The sequence below is a fragment of the Pseudoalteromonas sp. SG43-4 genome (assembly GCF_014164325.1).
Taxonomy (GTDB): domain Bacteria; phylum Pseudomonadota; class Gammaproteobacteria; order Enterobacterales; family Alteromonadaceae; genus Pseudoalteromonas; species Pseudoalteromonas distincta.
The window spans coordinates 33,371-57,391 of sequence record NZ_JACJFB010000024.1 but is presented as its reverse complement, the minus strand read 5'-3'; the positions used below and the strand labels follow the sequence as shown (position 1 = coordinate 57,391).

24 protein-coding genes are annotated in these 24,021 nt (G+C 39.6%); 9 read left to right on the top strand and 15 right to left on the bottom strand.

What is annotated here, in order from left to right; genetic code table 11:
- Nucleotides 1-154: 154 nt before the first annotated feature.
- The 6 genes from hemF to H5160_RS18120 all read right to left on the bottom strand — a co-directional run bounded on the left by hemF (nucleotide 155) and on the right by H5160_RS18120 (nucleotide 5,102).
- A complete protein-coding gene (gene hemF, locus H5160_RS18145; RefSeq protein ID WP_182716734.1) occupies nucleotides 155-1,105 on the bottom strand; it encodes an oxygen-dependent coproporphyrinogen oxidase in 951 nt (316 codons plus the stop codon).
- 1 nt (nucleotide 1,106) lies between these two features.
- On the bottom strand, nucleotides 1,107-1,670 hold the full coding sequence (locus H5160_RS18140; protein ID WP_004335153.1) for an L-threonylcarbamoyladenylate synthase: 564 nt from the start codon (nucleotides 1,668-1,670) through the stop codon (nucleotides 1,107-1,109).
- Nucleotides 1,671-1,695: 25 nt separating this feature from the next.
- Nucleotides 1,696-2,271 (bottom strand): type I DNA topoisomerase, encoded by a 576-nt coding sequence (locus tag H5160_RS18135; protein ID WP_182738250.1) that lies wholly within the window; start codon nucleotides 2,269-2,271, stop codon nucleotides 1,696-1,698.
- Nucleotides 2,272-2,385: 114 nt separating this feature from the next.
- Complete coding sequence (locus tag H5160_RS18130) at nucleotides 2,386-2,859, bottom strand: DUF494 family protein (protein ID WP_004335158.1); 474 nt, start codon at nucleotides 2,857-2,859, stop codon at nucleotides 2,386-2,388.
- Between the two features lies 1 nt (nucleotide 2,860).
- On the bottom strand, nucleotides 2,861-3,952 hold the full coding sequence (gene dprA / locus H5160_RS18125; protein ID WP_182738248.1) for a DNA-processing protein DprA: 1,092 nt from the start codon (nucleotides 3,950-3,952) through the stop codon (nucleotides 2,861-2,863).
- Between the two features lie 31 nt (nucleotides 3,953-3,983).
- Entirely contained in the window at nucleotides 3,984-5,102 is a 1,119-nt protein-coding gene (locus tag H5160_RS18120) for a LysM peptidoglycan-binding domain-containing protein (protein WP_182696205.1), read from the bottom strand.
- Between the two features lie 118 nt (nucleotides 5,103-5,220).
- On the opposite strand from H5160_RS18120, the gene def reads away from it, so the two are divergent.
- From def to trkA, 4 genes are all read left to right on the top strand, one after another.
- On the top strand, nucleotides 5,221-5,727 hold the full coding sequence (gene def, locus H5160_RS18115; RefSeq protein ID WP_004335162.1) for a peptide deformylase: 507 nt from the start codon (nucleotides 5,221-5,223) through the stop codon (nucleotides 5,725-5,727).
- Nucleotides 5,728-5,748: 21 nt separating this feature from the next.
- Nucleotides 5,749-6,702, top strand: coding sequence for a methionyl-tRNA formyltransferase (fmt, locus tag H5160_RS18110; protein WP_182738246.1), 954 nt, complete (start codon nucleotides 5,749-5,751; stop codon nucleotides 6,700-6,702).
- On the top strand, nucleotides 6,695-7,990 hold the full coding sequence (rsmB, locus tag H5160_RS18105; protein ID WP_182738244.1) for a 16S rRNA (cytosine(967)-C(5))-methyltransferase RsmB: 1,296 nt from the start codon (nucleotides 6,695-6,697) through the stop codon (nucleotides 7,988-7,990). Before fmt ends, rsmB begins: the two co-directional genes overlap by 8 nt.
- 86 nt (nucleotides 7,991-8,076) lie before the next feature.
- A complete protein-coding gene (trkA, locus tag H5160_RS18100) occupies nucleotides 8,077-9,453 on the top strand; it encodes a Trk system potassium transporter TrkA (protein WP_154904167.1) in 1,377 nt (458 codons plus the stop codon).
- 81 nt (nucleotides 9,454-9,534) lie between these two features.
- On the opposite strand, the gene H5160_RS18095 is transcribed toward trkA, so the two are convergent.
- The 8 genes from H5160_RS18095 to H5160_RS18060 all read right to left on the bottom strand — a co-directional run bounded on the left by H5160_RS18095 (nucleotide 9,535) and on the right by H5160_RS18060 (nucleotide 17,336).
- Nucleotides 9,535-9,750, bottom strand: a complete 216-nt coding sequence (locus H5160_RS18095) for an EF-hand domain-containing protein (RefSeq protein ID WP_024597191.1) — start codon at nucleotides 9,748-9,750, stop codon at nucleotides 9,535-9,537.
- A 75-nt stretch (nucleotides 9,751-9,825) separates the two neighbouring features.
- The gene (locus H5160_RS18090; protein ID WP_004335174.1) at nucleotides 9,826-10,038 is read right to left on the bottom strand and encodes a calmodulin; all 213 of its coding nucleotides are present in this window, start codon (nucleotides 10,036-10,038) and stop codon (nucleotides 9,826-9,828) included.
- 140 nt (nucleotides 10,039-10,178) lie between these two features.
- Complete coding sequence (locus H5160_RS18085) at nucleotides 10,179-10,391, bottom strand: EF-hand domain-containing protein (RefSeq protein WP_004335175.1); 213 nt, start codon at nucleotides 10,389-10,391, stop codon at nucleotides 10,179-10,181.
- Between the two features lie 464 nt (nucleotides 10,392-10,855).
- Complete coding sequence (locus tag H5160_RS18080; RefSeq protein ID WP_024597190.1) at nucleotides 10,856-11,515, bottom strand: flagellar brake protein; 660 nt, start codon at nucleotides 11,513-11,515, stop codon at nucleotides 10,856-10,858.
- Between the two features lie 45 nt (nucleotides 11,516-11,560).
- Nucleotides 11,561-13,012, bottom strand: a complete 1,452-nt coding sequence (locus H5160_RS18075; RefSeq protein ID WP_004335179.1) for a TrkH family potassium uptake protein — start codon at nucleotides 13,010-13,012, stop codon at nucleotides 11,561-11,563.
- A 96-nt stretch (nucleotides 13,013-13,108) separates the two neighbouring features.
- Complete coding sequence (locus H5160_RS18070) at nucleotides 13,109-13,723, bottom strand: YigZ family protein (RefSeq protein ID WP_182734642.1); 615 nt, start codon at nucleotides 13,721-13,723, stop codon at nucleotides 13,109-13,111.
- Between the two features lie 86 nt (nucleotides 13,724-13,809).
- Nucleotides 13,810-15,132: a Xaa-Pro dipeptidase gene (pepQ, locus tag H5160_RS18065; protein WP_182738243.1), complete on the bottom strand. Its 1,323-nt coding sequence runs from the start codon at nucleotides 15,130-15,132 to the stop codon at nucleotides 13,810-13,812.
- Between the two features lie 317 nt (nucleotides 15,133-15,449).
- On the bottom strand, nucleotides 15,450-17,336 hold the full coding sequence (locus tag H5160_RS18060; RefSeq protein ID WP_149601906.1) for a transglycosylase SLT domain-containing protein: 1,887 nt from the start codon (nucleotides 17,334-17,336) through the stop codon (nucleotides 15,450-15,452).
- Nucleotides 17,337-17,528: 192 nt separating this feature from the next.
- Here H5160_RS18060 and fadB point away from each other — a divergent pair, with 192 nt between their 5' ends.
- The 5 genes from fadB (at nucleotide 17,529) to H5160_RS18035 (ending at nucleotide 23,547) form a co-directional block, all read left to right on the top strand.
- On the top strand, nucleotides 17,529-19,688 hold the full coding sequence (gene fadB / locus H5160_RS18055) for a fatty acid oxidation complex subunit alpha FadB (protein ID WP_138489862.1): 2,160 nt from the start codon (nucleotides 17,529-17,531) through the stop codon (nucleotides 19,686-19,688).
- Nucleotides 19,689-19,692: 4 nt separating this feature from the next.
- Complete coding sequence (gene fadA / locus H5160_RS18050; protein ID WP_024597185.1) at nucleotides 19,693-20,862, top strand: acetyl-CoA C-acyltransferase FadA; 1,170 nt, start codon at nucleotides 19,693-19,695, stop codon at nucleotides 20,860-20,862.
- Between the two features lie 292 nt (nucleotides 20,863-21,154).
- Nucleotides 21,155-21,403, top strand: a complete 249-nt coding sequence (tusA, locus tag H5160_RS18045; protein ID WP_182738241.1) for a sulfurtransferase TusA — start codon at nucleotides 21,155-21,157, stop codon at nucleotides 21,401-21,403.
- Between the two features lie 84 nt (nucleotides 21,404-21,487).
- The gene (locus H5160_RS18040; protein WP_182738239.1) at nucleotides 21,488-22,888 is read left to right on the top strand and encodes an ATP/GTP-binding protein; all 1,401 of its coding nucleotides are present in this window, start codon (nucleotides 21,488-21,490) and stop codon (nucleotides 22,886-22,888) included.
- Entirely contained in the window at nucleotides 22,888-23,547 is a 660-nt protein-coding gene (locus H5160_RS18035) for an RloB family protein (protein WP_182738237.1), read from the top strand. Before H5160_RS18040 ends, H5160_RS18035 begins: the two co-directional genes overlap by 1 nt.
- A gap of 20 nt (nucleotides 23,548-23,567) precedes the next feature.
- On the opposite strand, the gene H5160_RS18030 is transcribed toward H5160_RS18035, so the two are convergent.
- Nucleotides 23,568-24,017: a hypothetical protein gene (locus H5160_RS18030; protein ID WP_024599956.1), complete on the bottom strand. Its 450-nt coding sequence runs from the start codon at nucleotides 24,015-24,017 to the stop codon at nucleotides 23,568-23,570.
- Nucleotides 24,018-24,021: the final 4 nt, after the last annotated feature.

Genomic DNA, 24,021 nt, shown 5'->3' with positions numbered 1-24,021 from the left:
AGTATGTTCGTTAATCATAATGTGCCCTCAAACAAGATTTGAAGATCTGATCATGACATTGAGATTTAGTTCAAAAAAATCCCCGCTAATTTCTTAGCAGGGATTTGTGTATAAGAGACAGCTAATTAGCGCCTTTTTGATTATTGTTTAATTTTTATAATTGCCACTCTCTGGCTATCAGCTCACTTGGTTGACTCGTTAACCACTCTTGCGGGCGTAAGTAATACTGATATAGGTTAGCTTCTGGGCTACTTGGCTCTGGTTTATAGTTATATTCCCAGCGTGCAAGTGGTGGCATAGACATTAATATAGACTCAGTGCGCCCGCCACTTTGTAATCCAAATAAAGTGCCCCTATCCCATACTAAATTAAACTCAACGTAGCGCCCGCGACGATAAAGCTGAAAATCACGTTGTTGCTCTGTGTATTCGTCATTTTTGCGACGTCCAATAATAGGTAAATAGGCATCTAAAAATCCATTACCCACCGATTGCATAAACGCAAAACTCTTTTCAAAACCAAGTTCGTTTAAATCGTCAAAGAATAAACCGCCTACTCCGCGAGTCTCATCTCTGTGCTTTAAATAAAAGTACTCGTCGCACCAGGTTTTGTATTTTGGATAAACGTCGCTGCCAAAAGGCGCACAAATGTCGTGAGCAACTTGATGCCAATGTTGTACGTCTTCTAATACTGGATAAAAAGGAGTGAGATCAAACCCGCCACCAAACCACCATATTGGCTCTTCGCCTTCTTTTTCGGCTATAAAAAAGCGCACATTGGCATGACTTGTTGGTACATGAGGGTTTTTAGGGTGAATAACTAACGACACACCACACGCATGAAAGCTGCGCCCTGCAAGCTCTGGTCTGTGTGCTGTTGCCGAACCAGGCATTGAAGCGCCAAATACATGAGAGTAATTAACTCCGCCTTGCTCTATTACAGTGCCATTAGTGGTTACGCGTGTACGACCACCACCGCCTTCTGCTCGCTGCCAGTTATCTTCTATAAATTTAGCACTGCCATCTGCAGCCTCCAAACCTTGGCAAATAGTGTCTTGCAAAGCCATAAAGTATGCTTTTACTTGATTTAATAATTCGCTTTGCATATTAACCTCTAAATATTTTGCCAGTCATGGCGTCTTTTATTGTGCTTGGTTGAGTATTACCACCTAACGGCTCGTCAACGTAAAAGCCAACTTGTTCTGCAAATTGCGCTTTGGCTTGCTCAATACTAATTACCGTTTCTTGACCGGTTAAGTTTGCACTGGTTGATACTAATGGCTTACCAAACTCTTGGCACAAACGCTTTACTGTTGGATGGTTTGTTACTCTTACCGCGATGGTATCAAACTGCCCTGTGAGCCATTTAGGCGTATTTTTAGATGCAGGCATAACCCATGTAATTGCAGCAGGCCAACTCGAAAAAATATCAGCGCGTTTATCCATTGGTATTTTTGCATCATCTACGTATTTTAATAATTGTCCGTAGTTATCAGCGATTAAAATAAGCCCTTTTTCAACCGGGCGCTGCTTAATAGCTAATAGTGCCTCAACGGCTTGTTGATTATCTGGATCACAACCTAAACCATATACAGCTTCTGTTGGGTATAAAATAACTTCGCCTTGCGTTAAGCATGTTATTGCAGTGGGCGTATTTGAAAGGTCTGACAAAGTAGTCTCCAGATATAATTAAACGTTATTCAGTTGGGGTGAGCTTATGCATGCAGCTTTTTTGTGGGCATTGCAATAATATGCCGTTTGCCATATTTCTTTCTATGACGATAGGCCAGTCACATTCAGGACACGGATGTTCAACCGGTTTATTATTAAGCGTGTATTTACAACTTGGGTAGCAATCACAAGAATAAAATACTTTACCAAACTTATTACTGCGCGCGACTAAATGACCTTTTTTGCATTTAGGGCAACTAGGCAAAGTATCTTCGCTTTGCTTTTCTTCATTTTCGTTAGCAATGTAATGACACTCTGGATAGCCCGTACACCCAATAAACATACCATAGCGGCCATTTTTAATCACCAGCGGTTTGCTACACTCAGGACATGCTGAATCTTCTAATATTTTGATTTCGTTACTGTCGTGATGTGCCAGCGGCCTAATAAAGTCGCATTTGGGATAACTTGCGCATCCTAAAAAAGGGCCTGATTTACTATTGCGGATCACTAACTCTGAACCACACTGTGGGCATATCTCGTATTCTTTTTCGAGGGCGTGCTTGTTCGCCGAGAAAAGCGAATGGTCGATTTTACTCATGGTGATCCTAATAGGTTGGTGAATTTTCGCCTAATATACCCAAACCACTTAAAGATACAAGCAATGCCGTGCTTATCCTTTTAAGTAATTTGAGTACAATCAAGATAATTATCTCTAATGAAGAAGTTCGCTGGGTTCATCAAAAATCAAATCTTCCATTTGCTCATATGCCTCTTCAGAGCCAGGAACGTTAAACAAGATCATAAGTACAATCCACTTTAAGTCTTCTAGGCTTATAGTTGGTTTATCGAGAGAGGCTAAACAGTCCATTACCATTTCACGTGTTACATTGTTAATTACGCCTATTTGTTCAATAAACATTAAAAAGCCACGACACTCAGCGCTGAGCCTTTGGCATTCACTATCGGTAAATATACGCACAGCATCTTTAGGGTTAGCAATAAGATAAGGAGACTCATCGCTGTGTTGTAAATCGGCTAGTTGCTCTAACCAATCAAGAGCTTTAAATATCTCAGGCTTATTAAAGCCAGCACGCAGTAGCTCATCGGTTAACTCATTTTGCTCTGCAAATATATCCGCTTCGCTATGAATGTAATTTTCAAAAAGATACAAAAGAATATCAAACATATTACCTTCCTGCGCTTAACTTGATGTAACCATCTAACACTCGCTCAATCTGATCGTCTAATTCTAAATCGAGCAACCTACTGAGTACTTTATCTATTGGCCACTGCGCACGACGCACAATGTCATCTACACTGGTTACTTCAAAGCCAATACTATTTAAAACCTCACATTGAGAATTGGCTTGAATCGGCTGCTCTTTATTACATACATTATTGTCGTAAGTGAAACTCACCTCATCAAGAATGTCAGCCACGTTTTCTACCAGCTTAGCACCTTGCTTTATTAAAAAGTGACTAGCCTGCGCTAACGGGTTTTTAATAGAACCCGGTACTGCAAATACCTCTTTATTTTGTTCAAGCGCATAGCGTACTGTAATTAACGAACCACTTTTAATTTCAGCTTCAACAATAAGCACTCCTAACGATAATCCAGAAATAATACGATTACGGCGCGGAAAGTTGTGCGCATGAGCAGCTGTGCCTGGTAAAAACTCACTCACCAGCAAACCGCTTTCTAAAACTTGGTTTGTTAATAGTTTATGGCGTTTGGGATAGTAAATATCAACCCCAGTACCAAGCACCGCTATGGTTTTACCTGTACCAGCAAGAGAGCCTTTATGTGCTGCACCATCTATTCCCCGCGCCATACCTGAAGTAACCGTAATACCCGCCAAAGTTAACTCGTATGCAAATTCTGAGGCTATTTCAAGCCCGGTAGGTGTAGCATTACGGCTGCCTACAATTGCAATCTGTGGAGTTGATAATAACGAGACATCTCCCCTGCAAAATAGTAATAAAGGCGCACTGGCAATCTGCCGGAGATCTTCTGGGTAAAGCGGATCAAAAATACAGACAACAGTAATGTTGTTCAGCGCTATTAATTGCTCATAATGACTGACTTGTTGCCAATTGGTGTTGAGTAAATTGCTCGCTTGATTAGCGGTTAACCCAAGCTGTAAAAGCTTGTCATGAGATAAGTCGAATAACGACCCAAGGGAATAGTTTGTAGATAGTGCTAAAAGGGTTTTTATACCCAACCCTTTACACATATAAAAGGCAAGCCAGTGGGCTAGCTTGCCAGATGACTGATCCATGCTCTCTCCTAGAGCACCGACTCGCTACTTCTTAATGAATAACTGCAATATCTCCAATGCGAATTGGGTGCTGGTTTTTAGTTATTAATGCATAACTTACTTTGTCATACACTTTAAAGACAATTAGCTCACCAACTTTTTCTTTAGGCATGGTCCACGTTGTGTTTTGTTCGTCAGACTCATCACCAAATAATTGGCTCACATCAGATAAAAGCTTCTCATATTTACTAGAATCTTCTGGATAACGAGGGCCACGAGGACCATCAATAACCGTTGGTGATTGACGCTCTAGATCTAATACATGACCCGCTTCTATATTGTGTTCACTGCCTAAGTTTAGCACCACAACATCCATTGTGCTGAATTCTCTAACTTCGCGTGGTGAAGCAATAATATTACCTGTTACAGGTTCTAAAGGACGGTGTATATCAAAGTACGCAGGAAGCATTTGGCCTTCCATTGCCGGCATTAAAAAATCACCTTGCTGAATTTCTCGTTTAACAGACTCAACGCGTAATGACGAAGGCACGCCATTTTTCTCATCGCCCGCTCTAAAAGCACGTGCTATACCCACATAAGATGCACGCGTTGCTAACACTTCACCGGTTAAATCAGTGTAGGGGTCACCTTTATGGTAAATAGCATATGCTTTATGTACTTGTAAGTCGCCTTTAACATATAAAATATGGCCTAGCGTTTGTGTTTTAGTATTTTCGTTTGCACCTAAAATATAAGGTTTGCCTTTAATATCGTCACTGTTCATTGCTTGCTCGTAACTGATATAAGGTTTGATCATTTCAAGCGGCAAAGTAGTAATAGCATCACGCCCTTTTGGTGTAATACGACCCTGAGGAGATAGCTTTCTATATCCTTTATTTATCACTAAACGTGGGTTTCCATCTGCATCGTATATCAACGCTAATGCATCACCGGGGTAAATTAGGTGTGGGTTGTCAATTTGTGGATTCATTTGCCAAAGTTCAGGCCATAGCCAAGGCTCATCTAAATAGATGCCAGAAATATCCCAAAGTGTATCGCCTTTTTTTACAACATACTGTTTTGGTGCGTCTTTTTTTATTTTAAGTACATCAGCAACTGCGGGAAACGCAGCGCTTAACGTAAGCATGATTGCAAGTAGTGGAGATTTCATCGAGCTTCCTTGTATTGTTTTTTCATTATTATTGCCCAAAACCTGTTAAAGGTGAACGCGAATGGCTAAAATAAGAGCATACAATACCCTAAATTAAGCACAAGTGAAAAAGGTAACTATGGCTAGGTTAGAAGTTTTAAGATTTCCAGATGAACGTTTACGTACTGTAGCAAAAGATGTTGTACAAGTTGATGACACAGTACGCCAAATTGTAAAAGACATGCTAGAGACAATGTACGATGAAAATGGCATTGGTCTTGCGGCCACGCAAGTAGATATTCATCAACGAATCGTTGTTATTGATGTATCAGAAGAGCGCAATGAGCCACTGGTATTAATTAATCCACAAATCATAAAAAAAGACGGCTCTACCGTTAGCGAAGAAGGCTGTTTATCAGTACCTAACTCGTATGCAAAAGTAGATCGCGCAGAAACAGTAACAGTCGCTGCACTTAACGAAAACGGTGAAGAATTTGTATTAGATGCAGATGAATTATTGGCTATTTGTATTCAACATGAACTAGATCACCTTCAAGGTAAGCTATTCATTGATTACTTATCTCCATTAAAGCGCCAACGTATTCGTAAAAAGCTTGAAAAAGAAGCCAAGTTTGCAGAACAGTAATAAGCACCTTAGGAAAACTCAGTGACTCAACCATTACGCATTATATTTGCCGGTACGCCGGACTTTGCCGCACGTCATTTACAAGCGCTGATACAAAGCGAACACCAAATAGTGGGTGTATATAGCCAGCCAGATCGCCCTGCAGGTCGTGGTAAAAAATTAAAAGCCAGTGAAGTGAAAGAGCTAGCGCTTGAGCACAACTTACCGGTTTTTCAGCCACAGTCATTAAAAAATGATGAAGCACTAGCTGAGCTAACAAGCTTAAATGCCGACATTATGATTGTTGTAGCATATGGCTTAATTTTACCTAAAGCTATTTTAGAAGCGCCACGTTTAGGTTGTTTAAATGTGCATGGCTCTATATTACCGCGCTGGCGCGGTGCTGCACCTATTCAACGCGCAATTTGGGCAGGTGATGAACAAACCGGCGTAACAATAATGCAAATGGATGAAGGGCTAGATACCGGCGATATGCTACATATAAGCCGCTGCCCTATTAGCACAACAGAAACTAGCGCAAGCTTATATACAAAGCTTGCTGAGCTAGGTCCAGATGCGTTAATTGAAACCATTAATAAATTAGCTAATGGTGAGATCACCCCTGAACCTCAAAACGATGAACTTGCTAACTACGCTAAAAAGCTTTCTAAAGAGGAAGCTGATATCGACTGGTCCATGAGTGCGCTTCAAATCGAGCGAAACATTCGCTCTTTTAACCCGTGGCCAATGTGCTTTACCCAAATGGGTGGGCAAACAGTAAAGATTCATCAAGCGCAGGTTATGCTGCAATCAGGTGATCCTGGGCAAATTTTATCAAGCGACAAAAATGGCGTAGTAGTGGCGTGTGGCGAACACGCTTTATGTATTACGCAATTACAGCCGCAAGGTAAAAAACCAATGGCAATTAACGACTTTTTAAATGGTCGTAGTGACTGGGTTACTCCTGGCACAATATTAGGCGAAAACAATGAGTAATGTTCCAAACATACGAGCGCTTGCCGCTGAAACTTTATATAACGTAGTTGATAAAGGCGCATCGCTTAATCAAGAACTTCCATTTGCAAGCCAAGGCTTGCCGCCTAAAGATAAAGCGTTGCTACAGCAAATTTGTTATGGCGTTTTACGCTACTTACCGAGCCTTGAAAATTACTGCCAACACTTAGTAGAGCAGCCATTAAAAGGTAAACGTAGAATATTTCAGTTTTTATTATACGTAGGTATTTATCAACTGCAGCATATGCGCGTACCACCTCATGCTGCCATTTCAGAAACGGTTAACGCACTGGCTCAACTACGCGCTTTAGGATTAAAAGGACTGATAAACGCAATTTTACGTAGCTTTCAGCGTCAACAAGCTGAGCTTGAAGAAAAAGCGAAGCTTATTCCGGTATGTTTATACAACCATCCAAATTGGTTTATTAAACAGGTGCAAACAGCCTACCCAGATAGCTGGGAAGCACTACTTGAAGAAAACCAGCAACAAGCGCCAATGTGGCTTCGTGTCAATCAAGCCCAATTTAGCACGCAAGAATACAGTGACATGCTTAGCGCTAACGATATTGAACACACCTTAAACCCTGATTTTATTGATGGGATTAAGCTTGCCAAACCACGTGATGTATTTTCGTTACCTGAGTTTGATACAGGTGCATGTTCAGTACAAGATGCTGCAGCACAGTTGGCAGCCCGCTTTTTAGAACCTAAAGCAGACGACTATATTTTGGATGCCTGCGCAGCCCCTGGCGGTAAAACATGTCATATTTTAGAGCTTGCTGATGCTGATGTACTTGCACTTGATAGCGACTCAACTCGCCTTGAACGTGTTAAGCAAAACTTAACTCGTATTGGCTTAGGTGCAGACCTACAATGTGGCGATGCATCGCAACCACATACCTGGTGGGATGAAAAATTATTTGATCGTATTTTACTTGATGTGCCTTGTTCGGCCACTGGCGTAATTCGCCGTCACCCTGACATAAAATGGTTACGTCGCGCATCAGATATCGAAGACTTAGCCAAGTTACAAAGCGATATTCTTGATAGCATTTGGCCACTGTTAAAACCAGGTGGCACATTGGTATATGCTACGTGTTCGGTTCTTCCACAAGAAAACCAACAGCAAGTTGCTAAGTTTTTAGCTAATAACGATGATGTAGAACATATACCTCTACACGAAAACGATACCGTAACAACGCCAGGTTTGCAGTTACTGCCCGGTGAAAGTGATGGATTTTATTACGCTAAGCTAGTTAAAAAAGCCTAATAGCCGTACACTAAATAGTTAGCCATTTATGAAACATTAAATGGCTATTTTTTTAATTAAATTATGATCAATACCACGGGTAAATAATGAAAATAATTATACTCGGTGCCGGGCAAGTTGGTGCTACGCTTGCTGAAAACTTAGTTGGCGAACAAAACGAAATTACCGTTGTTGATATAGACGGTAACCGATTACGTGAACTTCAAGATAAGTACGACTTACAAGGGGTTATGGGCCACAGCGCGCATCCTGATGTATTACGCCGCGCAGGTGCTGAAGATGCCGATATGATTATAGCGGTAACCAGTTCAGATGAAGTGAACATGGTTGCATGCCAAGTGGCATACAGTATTTTTAAAACGCCTACTAAAATTGCTCGTATTCGCTCAGAGCAATACTTAAAATACCGCGAAAAACTTTTTCAAAACGATGATTTACCAATCGATCATTACATTGCTCCCGAAGCACTGGTCACTAAGTATATTCGCCGTTTAATTGACTACCCTGGTGCTCTGCAAGTATTGCAGTTTGCTGATGGCATGCTCTCGTTAGTAGCCGTAAAAGCTTACTATGGCGGTTTACTTGTAGGTTATGCGTTATCTGCACTTAAAGAACATATTCCTAATGTAGAAACTCGTGTTGCCGCTATTTATCGTCAAGGTAAAGCAATAAAACCATTGGGTACCACCGTTATTGAAGCCGATGACGAAGTATTCTTTATTGCCGCTACAAAACATATACGCGCAGTAATGAACGAGCTACAAAAACTTGAGCGTTCGTACAAAAAAATTATGATAGCTGGTGGCGGTAACATTGGGGCAGGCCTTGCCCGCTCACTTGAAAAAAACCACACCGTTAAACTAATTGAACGCAGTAAAGAACGTGCTGAGCAACTCTCAGAAATGCTCGATAACACGGTCGTTTTTTGTGGTGACGCATCTGATCAAGAACTGCTCTCAGAAGAGCATATTGAACAAGTAGATGTGTTTATTGCCGTAACCAATGACGATGAAGCAAACATTATGTCGGCCATGCTTGCAAAACGTATGGGCGCACAGAAAACCATGGTGCTTATCCAGCGTGGAGCTTACGTTGATTTGGTACAAGGCGGCGAAATAGACATTGCCATATCGCCACAACAAGCAACTATATCAGCGTTATTAACGCACGTACGCCGTGGTGATATTGTTAACGTGTATTCACTGCGTAAAGGCGCAGCAGAAGCCATAGAAGCGGTAGCTCATGGTGATGAAAGCACATCTAAAGTGGTTGGTCGTGCGATTGCCGACATAAAACTTCCTGCGGGTACAACTATTGGCGCAATAGTACGTAATGACGATGTACTGATAGCTCACGATGATACAATTATTATGTCGGGCGATCATGTCATTATGTTTTTAATCGACAAAAAACATATTACCGTTGTAGAAAAACTATTCCAAGTAAGTGCTATATTCCTTTAACTAGTTACGCTAATTAGTTAATTTAAAATACAAAAAAGCCGCTGACTAAGGCGGCTTTAGTGGAGTATCTTCGAATATTGATTACTGTACCTTTGAAAACTCTTCTTTAGAGATTTCACCATTTCCATCAGTATCTAAATCATCAAAAATCTTCACAAGTTGAGGGTTAACCTTCGCTTCTTCCATTGTAATCGCACCGTCGCCATCTGCATCAAAAGAGGCAAAATCTACTGCAGCATATGCTGCTGATGAAGATGCTAAAACGATAACTGCAAGTGTTGTATTGAATGTTTTCATAATAATATTCCTAGTAATATGGGAAGTCCTTTTCAAAGATCCCTGACTGTGAAAAATGTTTAATCTGAAAAAAGATTAGTAATTAGCGAATTCTTCTTTAGAAAGCTCGCCGCTACCGTCGGTATCTAGCTCAATAAATTCAGCCATTAAATCGGTATCGACAGCCGCTTCGCTTGGGCTAATTGTGCCGCTACCATCGATATCAAGGCTGTCAAAATCTGATGCTGCAAATGCAGCTGAAGAAGATGCTAGTACTATAAGTGCTAATGCTTTATTTAAATGTTTCATAACTTAATCCTTCAATGTTCTATCAAAAAAATTGCTTCGTTTAACTTAAAACGTAATTTTTCACTTCCTTGTTATCCTCTTTCGTAAGCTCCCTTGCCTACTTAGGTTGTCTTTGGCAACTCAGGATAAATACTTTTTAATTAAGCTTCTGAAAATTCTTCTTTTGATAACTCACCATTTTGGTCAGTATCAAGCTCAGAAAACATGCTCATTAATTTTGCGTCTACTGATGCTTCTGCTTGGCTAATTGTGCCACTGCCGTCTACATCAAGTGTGTCAAAATCTGTTGCTGCAAAAGCGGCTGAAGAAGATGCAATAGCGATAAGTGCTAAAGTTTTATTAATGCTTTTCATAATATGTATCCTTCAAATTTATGTGTGTGCGATTAAGTGTTTCACTTTGAATCACGATTTCGTTCAGTACACCCTGACTATTACAACTTAAATGCCAACATTGAAAAGCCATTAACTTTCAACAAGTTAAAAACAAAACATACAATAAGGAGGAATTTTCAGAGTCATTACTGTTGCCTTTTCGCAACACGCTTTAGAGGTGAAAAACTAAAGTCATTAAAAACAAATAGTTATGTTTATATAAAAAGATACATTTTAAAATGTAGAGCTATAAAAGGAGGGATTTTAAAAAATAATTAAGGTTAATTTTAACGAAGTAGCTATAACAACAAAAAACAAGCCATAACAAAAATACATAACACATTGTTTTATATGAATAATATTTTTAATTATATAAAAACAAAAAAACACTTTATAAATACTCACGTAAAACGACATTTTGTTGCAAATAAGCGAAAAACGATTTAGTCAACGGTGGGCTCAAGCGCAGATGGGTCTATAAAATGCTCTTTCATAAAGGTTTTCATTTCATCCTCGCTTGCTAATAGCTTAATTCCGCAGTGCACACCTGCGACATGCTCTTTAACACTGCAAATTTCACCTTCAAAATCTTTATCACTACTATTGAGTACGACAGTGCATTGCATATCTTTAATACCTTCAGCTTGCTGATCGCCTCTAATATCAAACATTACACCAGTGAGTGAAATGTCTTTAATAAGGCCTTCAAGCACTCTATCGTCACTTAGTTTTAGCTTTGCAGGTAACAAGGTAGGTATGCGTGTTTGCGAGCGTAGCGCAAATAGCTGCACTTGCTTAGGAAAATTAATAAAGACGAGTTTAGCGGGATGAGAGGCTACTGACATAATTTGCTGGCGAAACGCAATAACTTGCCCGCCACTGCCTTCAATCAGTGCTCTTACAACAACCATTACACCATCACGTAAATAGTCACTCGCTGCAGGTAAACGCTTAGCATTGGGATAATTTAAAATAATAAACTGTTTATCGAGTAAACCAACTAATTCAGTTTTAACACGCTTACTGCTTGTAGGTGTTAATATTTCTAGGTCAACTAAACTGCCTACACCTATATGCTTTAGCTTTTCTAAATTTGTTGGCATATCCCTTTTTCCAATATTTTGTAATTTAAAACTTAAGCCGCTCGTTTATCCACGCCAAAAAGTAGGCGTAAATAACACTAATAAAGTAAATATTTCTAGGCGACCAAACACCATTGCAATAGTAAGCAACCATTTAGCACCATCGGTTATAGCACCATAATGCGACGCTACATCTCCTAAGCCAGGCCCTAAGTTATTTAAACAAGCCGCAGTGGCTGAGAACGCAGTTATGTTATCCATACCCGTGCCCATAAGCGCTAACATGATAATAATAAATACAAGCGCATATGCAGAGAAAAATCCCCACACGGCTTCTACTACTTTGTCTGGCAACGCCTTACGACCCAGCTTGATTGAATATATAGCCCGTGGGTGCACTAAACGATTGAGCTCACGCACGCCCTGCAAATAAAGTAAAAATACGCGCACTACTTTCATACCACCACCGGTAGAGCCTGCACAGCCACCAATAAAGCTCGAAAATATAAGTAAAATAGGTAAAAACAAAGGCCATGTTGAAAAGTTATCAGTAGCAAAGCCTGCTGTTGTACTCATTGAAACAGCTTGAAATAACGCCTGATCGAGGGTTTCATCGCCATTAGCAAATATTTCGTTAGAGGAAAGTACGGTAAAACAAATAACCACCAGCGCTAATTGAATACACAAAAACACCTTAAACTCTGGGTCTCTAATATAAACTTGTATATTTCGGCTCGCCACTGCGGCGTAATGCAGGGAGAAGTTAACAGCGGCAATAATTAAAAAGAACACACAAATAAAGTTAATTACAGGGCTGTCAAAGTGCCCCATGGAGGCGTCGTAAGTAGAAAAACCACCTATCGCCACCGTTGAGAATGCATGGCATATAGCATCAAACCACTCCATTCCCGCAGCCCAATAAGCCAGCATACAAGTAATAGTCAACGACACATAAATATACCAAAGGTGCTTTGCAGTATCGGCAATTCGCGGGGTCATTTTAGAATCTTTTACAGGCCCTGGTATTTCAGCGCGGTACAACTGCATACCACCAACACCTAGCATTGGGAGTATAGCAACAGCGAGTACGATTATACCCATACCGCCAAACCACTGGAGTTGCTGGCGATAAAACAATACCGACTTGGGTAAATACTCAATACCGGTAAGCACCGTAGCGCCGGTGGTTGTTAAGCCAGAAAATGCTTCAAATACCGCATCGGCGAGCGATAAGTTAGGTTCTTGTAAAAAGATAAGCGGCAAGGACGCAAACGCCCCAAGTACCAGCCAAAACAAAACAACAATTAAAAAGCCTTCACGTGCTTTTAAATCACCGTTTTCATGGCGGTTTGGGTAATAAGCCATCATGCCAATAACAACACTAAAGATAAATGCTAAAACAAAAGGAACACCACCGCCGTCTTTGTATATTAAAGACACCAGTGCCGGAGGCACCATGGTAATACTAAACAGCGCAACAAGTTGGCCAAGAATTTTTATGATGGTACGAAATTGCATTTAGCTTGTCGCTTTTATTATTAGTAAATTCAGGCTGAGTAGTATCAACCAAATTAAATAGGGTCAGTATGCATTATATGCAATTTGTGTAGGTTATTACTCTTTAATAGTTAACTCAACTGCGCCGTGACTTAAATCAAAAATATCTTTGACTGCTTGCTTGGCTTCGCGGCTATCGATTGTAATCACCCACTCAATATTAGCAGTAAATTGCTTATCAATATTAAGCACTTGATACTTTGTTTTTAATAACTGCTCAATCGCGCCTTGCATGCTGTACTCACTACTCCCAGTAATTTCAACGCAGGGAACTTTAAGCACCGTTTGCAATTTTACTAGTGCATTATTTAATGAGCCACCATAAGCACGTACTAGTCCGCCGGTGCCTAATTTTATGCCGCCAAAATAACGTGTCACCACGGCAGTAATTTCGCCAAGGCCCGAACCCACCAGCACATTTAGCATAGGCTTTCCTGCAGTGCCATTAGGTTCACCATCATCCGAAAAACCATAAACATGGCTGCCACCGGGGTTGCCTGCCACATGTGCCCAGCAGTTATGACGTGCATCGCTATACTTTTCTTCAATGCTTTTAATAAATGTTTTTGCTGAATTTAAATCGGGGGTGTGTGCAATGTGGACTATAAACGTACTTTTTTTTATTTCTTCTTGATGAAAAACGTCAGCAGCAGGATATTTATATTCAGACATATTAAAAGCTCAATTAAAAATGGGGCCTAAAGGCCCCGTTCATATGCATATTTTAACGTTTATTCGCTAACTCGTCTTTATAGAAATTAATCGAGTTCTAAATTACGCGTCATATTCTCTAGGCTATCTTCGTGAACAATAATGTTATCTTCAATACGAATGCCGCCAAATGGTTTAAATGACTCTACCTTTTCCCAGTTAATAAACTGCTTATTATCGGTTTGCGCTAAATCACCAAGCAATGAATCAATAAAGTATAAACCTGGCTCAATAGTAAACACTTGGTTTTTTTCGATCAGGCGAGTACAACGCAAGAACGGATGCCCTTCAGGCGATGGTTGATGTGTGCCCTTTTCGTCACTCATAAAACCGCCCATATCATGCACTTGTAAACCTAGGTGATGTCCTAGTCCATGCGGGAAGAAAGTAGATGTAATTTTACGCTCAACAATTTCCTCCGCGGGTAGGTTAACAATTTTAAAGTCACTGAGTATTTGTGCGATACGGTTATGGCATTCAACGTGTAAATCACCATAAAGCATACCCGGCTTTAAACCTTTACCTAACTCGATTTGTTGAACAGTCATCGCTTGTACAAGCTCAGCAAACTCACCCTGCTTTTTAAAATCATACGTACGAGTAATATCAGCAGCGTAACCATTAAAGTTTGCACCGGCATCAATTAAAAATGAGTTGTGGGTGTGTGGCACTCTTGGATCAAAGTGCGTGTAGTGCAAAATAGCGCAGTTTTCGTTAAGCGCAACAATGTTGCCGTACGGCATTTCATTTTCGCTTTGACGTGTCGCCATTAAGTACGCTTGCTGAATGTCGAACTCGCTACCACCATTAAAGAATGTATCGCGTGCAGCTTTATGCCCATCTACTGCAATGCGGTTAGCGTTGCGTAAACATTCAAGTTCGTACTGGGTTTTATAAGCGCGGTGGTAATGAAAATAGTTAAGTACAGGCTCAGGGTTCATAATACTAAAACCAAGTGCTTGCGCTACTTCAATGTATTCACCCATGTAAGCATATTTAGCTTTATCATATGGTAATAACTTTTCTACTTGATCAGGCTGAAGTAGTAGCTCTATATCAAAGTACTCAGCCCAAAAGTCGCGAGGCTCGTCTGGTACTTTATGCCAAAAATCTACCGGGCGATAAAATATGAGTTTTGGCTTGTCGCTGCCATTTACCACAATCCAGCAATGAGGATTGTCAATAACCGGTAACCACGCTTTAAACTGTGGATTAACTTTAAATGGATAATACATATCATCTAAAAACTGGCGCTTAGCTTGGCCTGAATGAATTACTAATCCTTCTAACCCTTCGCTATTACAAATTGTACGAGTACGCTGTTGCAGTGTTGCAATATGTTCGGCGTATAAAACGGCTAATTTATCCATTGTTAATCCATCTGTTAAATTTAACTTGCTATGAGTCTATCACTTATACCAATTGCATTAAATTAATGATCTATTATAGCGATAAGAAAATAGCTTAATAACAAGGCTAAAATTATGATACATAGTTGTTCTATATAAATAATTTTTAACGCAGTTATTGAGTTATTTAATACGCTAGAATGATCATGTTTTTAATAAAATTGGTATTACCCTAAGCGCTCAAAAAAGGGGGATATTTAACATGTAAACATCCCCCCTTATTAATACCTATACCTATACCTATCGTGTTAAGTTATTGGTCGATTGGTATCATATATTCAACCGCCCATTTTCATTTCGAGTAGCGGCGCTAATACATTACCTTCTCGGCCCATTCTTGTATGGTAAACCTGCCTGTACGCAAATACATTTTTTACGTAATCGCGGGTTTCGCGATACGGAATAAGCTCTACCCATAACTCAGCCGGAATAGCGTCATCAGGTAACCAACGCTTTATACGGTGATAACCCGCATTATAAGAAGCTGTAGCCAGCACTTCATTGCCATGGTTTTTCTTTTTTAAGTACTGTAAGTAACTCGTACCTAACCTAATATTTGTTTTAGGTTGATATAAACGACTACTTGTCACACTGCCTTTGTTTACATACTCAGCAGTACTAGGTAATAACTGCATTAAACCACGCGCATTAGCATGCGAGCGTGCATCTGGCGCAAAAGAGCTTTCGCGCCTTGCAATAGCAATACTCCAAGCAACATCTATCTTGCTACGTTTACTGTAGCGCTCAAAAACATCTTGAAACGCAAACGGAAAACGTTGCTCTACATTATCCCATGCTTTAATTTTTGCTAAAGTAAAAATAGTACTGTCGTGCCAACCTAAATCGGTAGATAACTGTGATGCTGCCAGCTTTTCTTCATCGCTAGAGGTATCCGTTAAGTAATTCCATTCACGGCGCGCCGACGTAAAGCGCTCAATATCATAAAGTGCTTTTGCACGCTTAAAGCCTGGTGCATTACTCACTTTATCTACAAGTACCTTATCGACTGCTAAAGGCTGATTATTTAAATCAACGGGCAACCCCAAACGTGCTGCGGCTAAAAAGCCGTAATAATCACGATTAGCCGCTACTTTTTTCCAAATGTCGTCTGCTTTTTGTTGCTCGCCACGTTGTGCATAGCTATAAGCTAACCAATATTGCTGACCAAGACTTAAATTTTCTTTACCTGTAAAAAATGCAGCAATCCCTTCCCAATCTTGGGTTTTGAGCATATTGCCCAGTTGCCACTGAATAAGCTTGCTGTCTAGTCGCTCTTTTGGCACTTTATTTAGCCAAAAGCTCGCTTGTTTATGCCCGCTAGAGGCAAGTGACAATGCAAAAGTGTAATACACATCCGCTTTTTCTTCATCGCTGTACTTAAATATTTTTTCTAGCTTTTCCCATGCTTTTAAAGCTAGCTCTTTATCGCGCCAAACCAAACGCTTAACACCATAAATAGCTATTTGCCCTTCTTTAGCCGACTTGTTTTTATATCTATATAATCCAGCGGCTGCGCTTGGATCTTTTCGCACTTTTAAATATAAGTCAGCTAAGTAACGCTCCTTACTTGGTAATAAAGTTTTTAAGTAAGGTAATAAGCTTTGCGTTCCGCCTTGTGCAGCAAGTGTTACACGCTTCCAAACCGTTTCTTCTTTCATGTAGCCTTTTTTACGCCACGTAGAAAATAAACTATCACAACCATTAGGTTGCGATTTACCTACAGCCCATAAGTCGGTCACCTGATTTAGAATTGCCTTTTCGGGCGCACCTAAATCAAGCTGAAAATCTAAATAAGTACAAGTAAGCTCCGTATTAGACGTTTCACGATAGTTGCGGATATACGCCGCCTTTTCGTTGTTATCTTTTAAATACTCTAACCACGCTTTACGGACCGGCCACTCAAGCGGCGTATGCTGGTATATATTTAAATATTCTTCTATTTCTGCCTGATGTTTAATGCTCGGATGGCGTTGCCAATACGTTTTTTCAACATAAGGTTTTAACGGATGATTTAGGTTACTAACCGCTTGTTTAAAGTCTTGGTAACTGCCGTACCTTACTTTTTTTTCGGCATCTAAAAATGCATCGTTATCGTTACTTGCCTCGGCAGAATGAAGAGGAAAAATGAATGCAGCTGCCGCAACACTTAGTAAATATTTTTTCATAATGTCCTTTAATAAAAATTAAAGTTGTGAATAAAAACTTTTCAACCACCTTAGCACCAAACCAGCTATATTTTAACCAGTCGATTGTAACCGAGTTAAATTTTTCGTTGCATTTTTAATTTAAAGCAAGCACACTGATTGAAATGCAAACTCATCGTACCAGTCTTAGTTCGTCAACTAGGGAGAATAATAATGTTATATAAAAGCGATTCCTTTGAAGTTAGCTTCCTGAAGGAAAACATCGCCGAGTTTAAGTTTTGTGTTGCAGGTTCTGTAAACACACTATCTCAAAAAACTCTTTCAGATTGCGCAGCAGCATTAAAAGAATTAGCCGCCAATACTGATATCAAAGGCATGATTTTTACCAGTGATAAAGACCACTTTATTATTGGTGCCGATATCTTCGAATTTTTACCTACATTTACTAAACCTGAAGAAGAATTAGTAGTGTGGATCAAAAACGCAACCGACGTTTTTGATGCAATTGAAGATTTACCATTCCCAACTCTAAGCGCTATAAACGGTATGGCACTTGGCGGTGGTTGTGAGTGGGCACTTGCTACCGATTATCGTGTGGCAAGCGAAACAGCTAAAATGGGCCTACCAGAAGTTAAACTTGGCATAATGCCAGGGTTTGGTGGCACAGTGCGCTTACCACGTATCATTGGCGCCGATAACGCGATGATGTGGATTACCTCAGGCGCAGAAAACCGCGCAGCAGATGCCCTTAAAGTAGGTGCGTTTGACGCGGTAGTTAGTGCTGACAAACTTCTAGAGTCAAGTGTATCAACACTTGAACTGGCGATTGCTGGCAAGCTAGATTGGCAAGCAAAACGCAACGTAAAACTACAGCCACTTAAATTAAACCGTGTTGAGCAAGGCATGAGCTTTGCTATGGCAGAAGGTATGGTAATGGGTAAAACCAAAGGCCACTATCCTGCACCGGTTATGGCTGTACGTACTATTAAAGCAGCGGCAAACTGTACTCGCGATGAAGCAATGGCAATCGAAAACGCTAACTTTGCTAAATTAGCACGTACACCAGAAGCAGCAGCACAAACTGGTATATTCCTAGCTGACCAATACATTAAAGGTAAAGCACGTAAATTTGCTAAGCACAGCGATGTAGAAATTAAACAAGCCGCTGTATTAGGTGCTGGTATTATGGGTGGCGGTATTGCATACCAGTCTGCTTATAAAGGCACGCCTATTATAATGAAAGACATCCAACAAGATGCGCTTGATTTAGGTATGGGTGAAGCATCTAAGTTATTAGGTGCAAAAGTTAAGCGTGGTCACATGCCAATGGAAAAAATGTTGGCAACACTTAGCAAAATTAAGCCAACACTTAACGAGTCAGACCTACAAAGTGCCAACATCATTGTTGAAGCCGTTGTAGAAAACCCTAAAGTTAAGCAAGCAGTACTCGCTGATCTTGAAAAAAACATGCCAGAAGGCACTGTACTTACTTCAAATACATCGACTATTTGTATTGATTTACTAGCACAAGCGCTAGATAAGCCAGAAAATTTCTGTGGTATGCACTTTTTCAATCCAGTGCCAAAAATGCCATTAGTAGAAATTATCCGTGGCGCAAAAACCTCAGATAAAACTATTAATGCAGTAGTTGATTACGCGCTTAAATTAGGTAAATCGCCAATTGTTGTTAACGATTGCCCAGGCTTTTTTGTAAACCGTGTTTTATTCCCTTACTTTGCAGGTTTTAGCAAATTAGTGGTTGAAGGCGCTAACTTTGCAAAAGTAGATAAAGTAATGGAAAACGTATTTGGCTGGCCTATGGGTCCGGCTTACCTACTTGATGTCGTAGGTATTGATACAGCGTTTCATTGTACTGGCGTAATGGCTGACGGTTTCCCTGAGCGTATGGCGCGTGCTGATAAAGACCCTGTGACTATTTTTGCCAACGAAAAACGTTTTGGTCAAAAGAACAAAGCCGGTTTTTATAAATACGAAACAGATCGTCGCGGTCGTCTTAAAAAGTCTCATGACGAGACAGCAATTGAGCTACTAAGCCCAATCACAGACGCACCAAAAGAATTTGATAAACAAGAAATCATCGACCGTTGTATGATTCCAATGATTAACGAAGTGCTACTGTGTTTGCAAGAAGGCATTGTTGCCTCGCCGCAAGAAGCAGATATGGCATTAGTTTACGGTGTTGGTTTCCCTCCATTTAGAGGCGGCGCGTTCCGTTACTTAGATCAAACTGGTTTAGCTAACTTTGTTGCAGCAGCAGACAAATACGCTCACCTAGGTGCGATTTACCAAGTATCTGAACAAACTCGCAAGTGGGCCGAAGAAGGTCGTGTTTTCTATAAGGTGGAAGGTTAATATCATGAATAATCCAGTAATTGTAGATTGTATCCGCACACCAATGGGTCGCTCTAAAAGTGGTGTATTCAAACATAAACGTGCAGAAGACTTAAGCGCACATTTAATGAAAGGCTTACTAGATCGCAACCCTGCAGTTGATCCTGCATCAATTGACGATATTTATTGGGGTTGTGTACAGCAAACATTAGAGCAAGGCTTTAACGTAGCACGTAACGCATCATTGCTTGCCGGTATTCCGCACAGCGTTCCTGCTGTCACGGTTAACCGTTTATGTGGCTCTTCTATGCAAGCATTGCATGACGCAGCACGCGCAATAATGACAGGCGCTGGCGACACTTACCTAATTGGTGGTGTTGAGCACATGGGTCACGTACCTATGACTCACGGCAACGACTTTCACCCAGGCTTAGCAACATCAATTGCACAAGCGTCTGGCTCTATGGGCTTAACAGCAGAATACCTTGCAACGCTTCATGGCATTAGCCGTGAGCAACAAGATGAATTTGCTTACCGTTCACATCAACGTGCACAAGCTGCAACTGTTGAAGGCCGCTTCCGTCGCGAAATTTTAGCAATGGAAGGTCACGATGCAGATGGTTCGCTTATCTTAGTTGAAGACGACGAAGTAATTCGCCCAGAAACAACAGTAGAAGGTCTATCAAAGCTTCGCCCAGTATTTAATCCTGCATCGGGTACGGTAACAGCCGGTACGTCTTCTGCACTTTCTGACGGCGCATCTGCAATGTTAGTAATGAGCGAAGAAAAAGCAAAAGAACTTGGTTTACCAATTCGTGCGCGCATTAAAGCAATGGCAGTCGCTGGTTGCGATCCATCAATTATGGGTTACGGCCCAGTACCAGCAAGTAAAAAAGCACTTGCACAAGCAGGTATTACAATTGATGACCTAGGCGTAGTAGAACTTAACGAAGCCTTTGCAGCACAATCATTACCTGTAATGAAAGATTTAGGGTTAATGGATGTTGTTGACGAAAAAGTGAATTTAAATGGCGGCGCAATCGCACTTGGTCACCCTCTGGGTTGTTCGGGTTCGCGTATTAGCACATCGCTTATTCACTTAATGGAAGACAAAAATGTACGATACGGTTTAGCAACTATGTGTATTGGTTTAGGCCAAGGCATTGCAACTGTATTTGAACGTGTTCAAGACTAATTAGCTTAAACATGTAAAACCATCTTGGTGATTAAAAAGGCGAACTGATTTTATTCAGTTCGCCTTTTTTATTAGCTTCATTTATAAAAACGTCCCTTTATCAAACAAGTATGTAACAGCGTAATTATGTGATCGGGCGTATTATTAAATAAAGCATTTTGAAACTGCTAAAAGCATTAAGTAAAATAGTTAAATTACACATAAAATTGCGTTAAACTGCCAAACTTATTAATTGCTATACCTAAGCACTCGCGTACACAGCAAACACTTTAATTAAACAGGCCAATTTATTATGAGCTTTGATAATCCCGATCACCAATTAGATGCCATAGGCCTTCGCTGCCCAGAGCCAGTAATGATGGTACGTGCTGCTATTCGTAAAATGAATGACGGTGAAACGTTATTAATAACTGCTGATGACCCATCAACAACTCGCGACATTCCGAGTTTTTGTACGTTTATGGATCACACGCTGGTGGCTAAAGATGCAGAAGAAGCACCGTATAGGTATGTGGTGAAGAAAGGGGTTCATAATAATTAACGTGAAAATATCACTTTAAGCTTTTTCATTCCCCTCGTTTAGTGTATATATAGAGTAATTTCAAAGAATATTTGTGTTTATTATATGCTTGTTTATTTTAATGTTGACAATTTTAGATCTATATCAGAAACGATTGAATTAAATTTAAAAGCAGCCCCAAGACTAAGACGGCTAAAGTCTCATGTACGTACGCCTATTGGTGGTAATAAAAATTTAAGGGTTTTAAAAGGAAGTGTTTTATATGGAGCAAATGCGAGCGGAAAATCCAATATTATAAAAGCAATTGCATATGCAAAAAGGCTTATTTCTGGTGATATTGAATTAGATTACTGTGACCGTACACGTAGTTCATATTTTCTTTTATCACCATTAGAAAAGAAAGACAGAAGTTTCACTTTTGAGTTTACTGTCGGTGATTGCTACTTTGCCTATTTTCTGAAAACAGATAATAAAATTGTGTTGGAGGAAGAATTAGCTTTAATTCAGCCTAATTCAGAACACCAAGTGTTTTATCGTAGGTTTGATGGTGATTCTTATTCATATAGCTCAGATCTTATTACAAAAAAGCACACAGATTTAAGCGATATAGATATTAAAAATGCTCAAACTGAGTTTAATTTTTTGTCTAAATATACTCCGAAAAACAAACCATTCCTTTCAGAAGTATCTGAAAAAGTATTCGAAAATCTTAAAGATAGTGAAGTAGAAAATAACCCACTAAGATACTTTTTTATACGCTTAACACAAGCTTTCTATTTTTTTAAATTTTCATTAGTAACTATATTTCCTGAAACAAAATATTCAGGCTCTTTGCCAGAACTTAGATCTGGCAGAGCCAAATACCTTAATTTAATTTCAAAATTTGACACTGGTATTTCATCTTTAATTGAAGTAAATGTGCCATTAAGTGACTTTTCATCAAGTGATTTAGAACGTATAGAAAAGAAAATAAAAAAACCTGGTCAGCTGTACCCTTTCAATTTTAACGATATTGAGCACTTAGCTGAAATTGATAGTGTGAATAACTCTCTTAAAATAACTAAACTTGCAAGTATTCATAAGAATAGTAGTAAGAGTGTTCAGTTTGACATCATTGATGAATCAGATGGAACGAGGAGGTTACTAGACCTCATTCCAGCACTAGAAAATAATTCTGAAAATGAATCAGACAGAGGCTATAGCCAAACCTTTATTATTGATGAATTTGATAGAAGTCTACACCCCATTATTTCGTATAGATTTTTAGAGTCCTTCTTAGAAAAAGATAATAATGATCAAATTATTGCTACAACCCATGAGGCCGAGCTATTAAATAATGAGCTGTTACGAAGGGATGAAGTTTGGTTTACTCAAAAAGAAACTGATGGTTCCACTAAGTTATATAGCCTAAATGATTATACAACTCGCCATGACAAAGATATTCATAAGGCTTATTTGGATGGTGCTTTTGGAGGTATACCAAATATTGTAAGGAAGTTTAAATAATGAGTTCAAGGAAGAAAAGCGGCAGTAGATATAGACAAAAAATAGACATTCTATATTTCTTAGTCTCTTATGAAGGCGGTGAAGACGAAAGAAAATACTTTGAGAGTATGAAAAATGCTATAAGCAGACGGTTTGAAAATTTAGTCTACTTCACACCAGTAGAAAAGTCAGATGTGCACCATAGTACACCACAGCATGTTTTAAATGATTTAGAAAGTAAAGCAACTCAACTTAACTATAAACTTAAAGATGGTAACGTCTATGGTTTCATAGCTTTTGATGTTGATCATTATTTCTCAGAAAAGCATCAAAAAAATACAAAAGCTACAATTAAGGAAGCAAAGCAAAAAGGCATCAATTTAATAATCAGCAACCCTGCTTTTGATATATGGCCACTTCTCCATTTTGAAGATGTTGTAAATATAGAAGAAGATACCCTAAATAAATTACTCGAAAATGAAAAACAATTCCTTAAAAAACGAATGAGGAAAGTTTTAATTAATAATAATTCTGAGATATCTCTCTTAATTTCCAATACAACTATAGCAATTCAAAATAGTAAAAAACTGAACTTCGACTTAGCAGATCCCCCTAAACATTTAGGCACTTCAATGTCATCATTAATTGAATTAATCCAACCATATTTAGTAACAAGCTGAATGATTCAGCTTGTTTGTTTTTATTTCTTCGTTATCGTCACTTGTGGCTTGTCGTAGTCACTGTAGTCAATACTTACTATGTACGTGCCTTTTATTGCTGGTGTGAAACTAAAGTAGTTATAAATAGTATTACAGTCTGCGATAGCTGGCTGGCCGAGTGTTAGGCTTTGCCCCTCTGGTTGTGCGTCGCTATAACCACAGTTATAACCTTCGCTAAAATCGGCATCTGCTATTTTAAATTCGTACACTTTACCAGGGCTAGAAAATTTAACTTCTGCTTGATAAAGCGCAGGACCAACTGGCGAAAACTGATACTGAGGTTCAGCGTCCCAAAGCGTAAAGTCGCCTCTTAGATAAATTGTTTTATCTAGCTCTTGCTGTGGCAATACATCGTTAATCGAAATTTGGCTTGTACAAGCAGTAAGTAAACCAGCAATTGCTAAGGTTAAAATTCGTTTCATAGAAATCATCAAT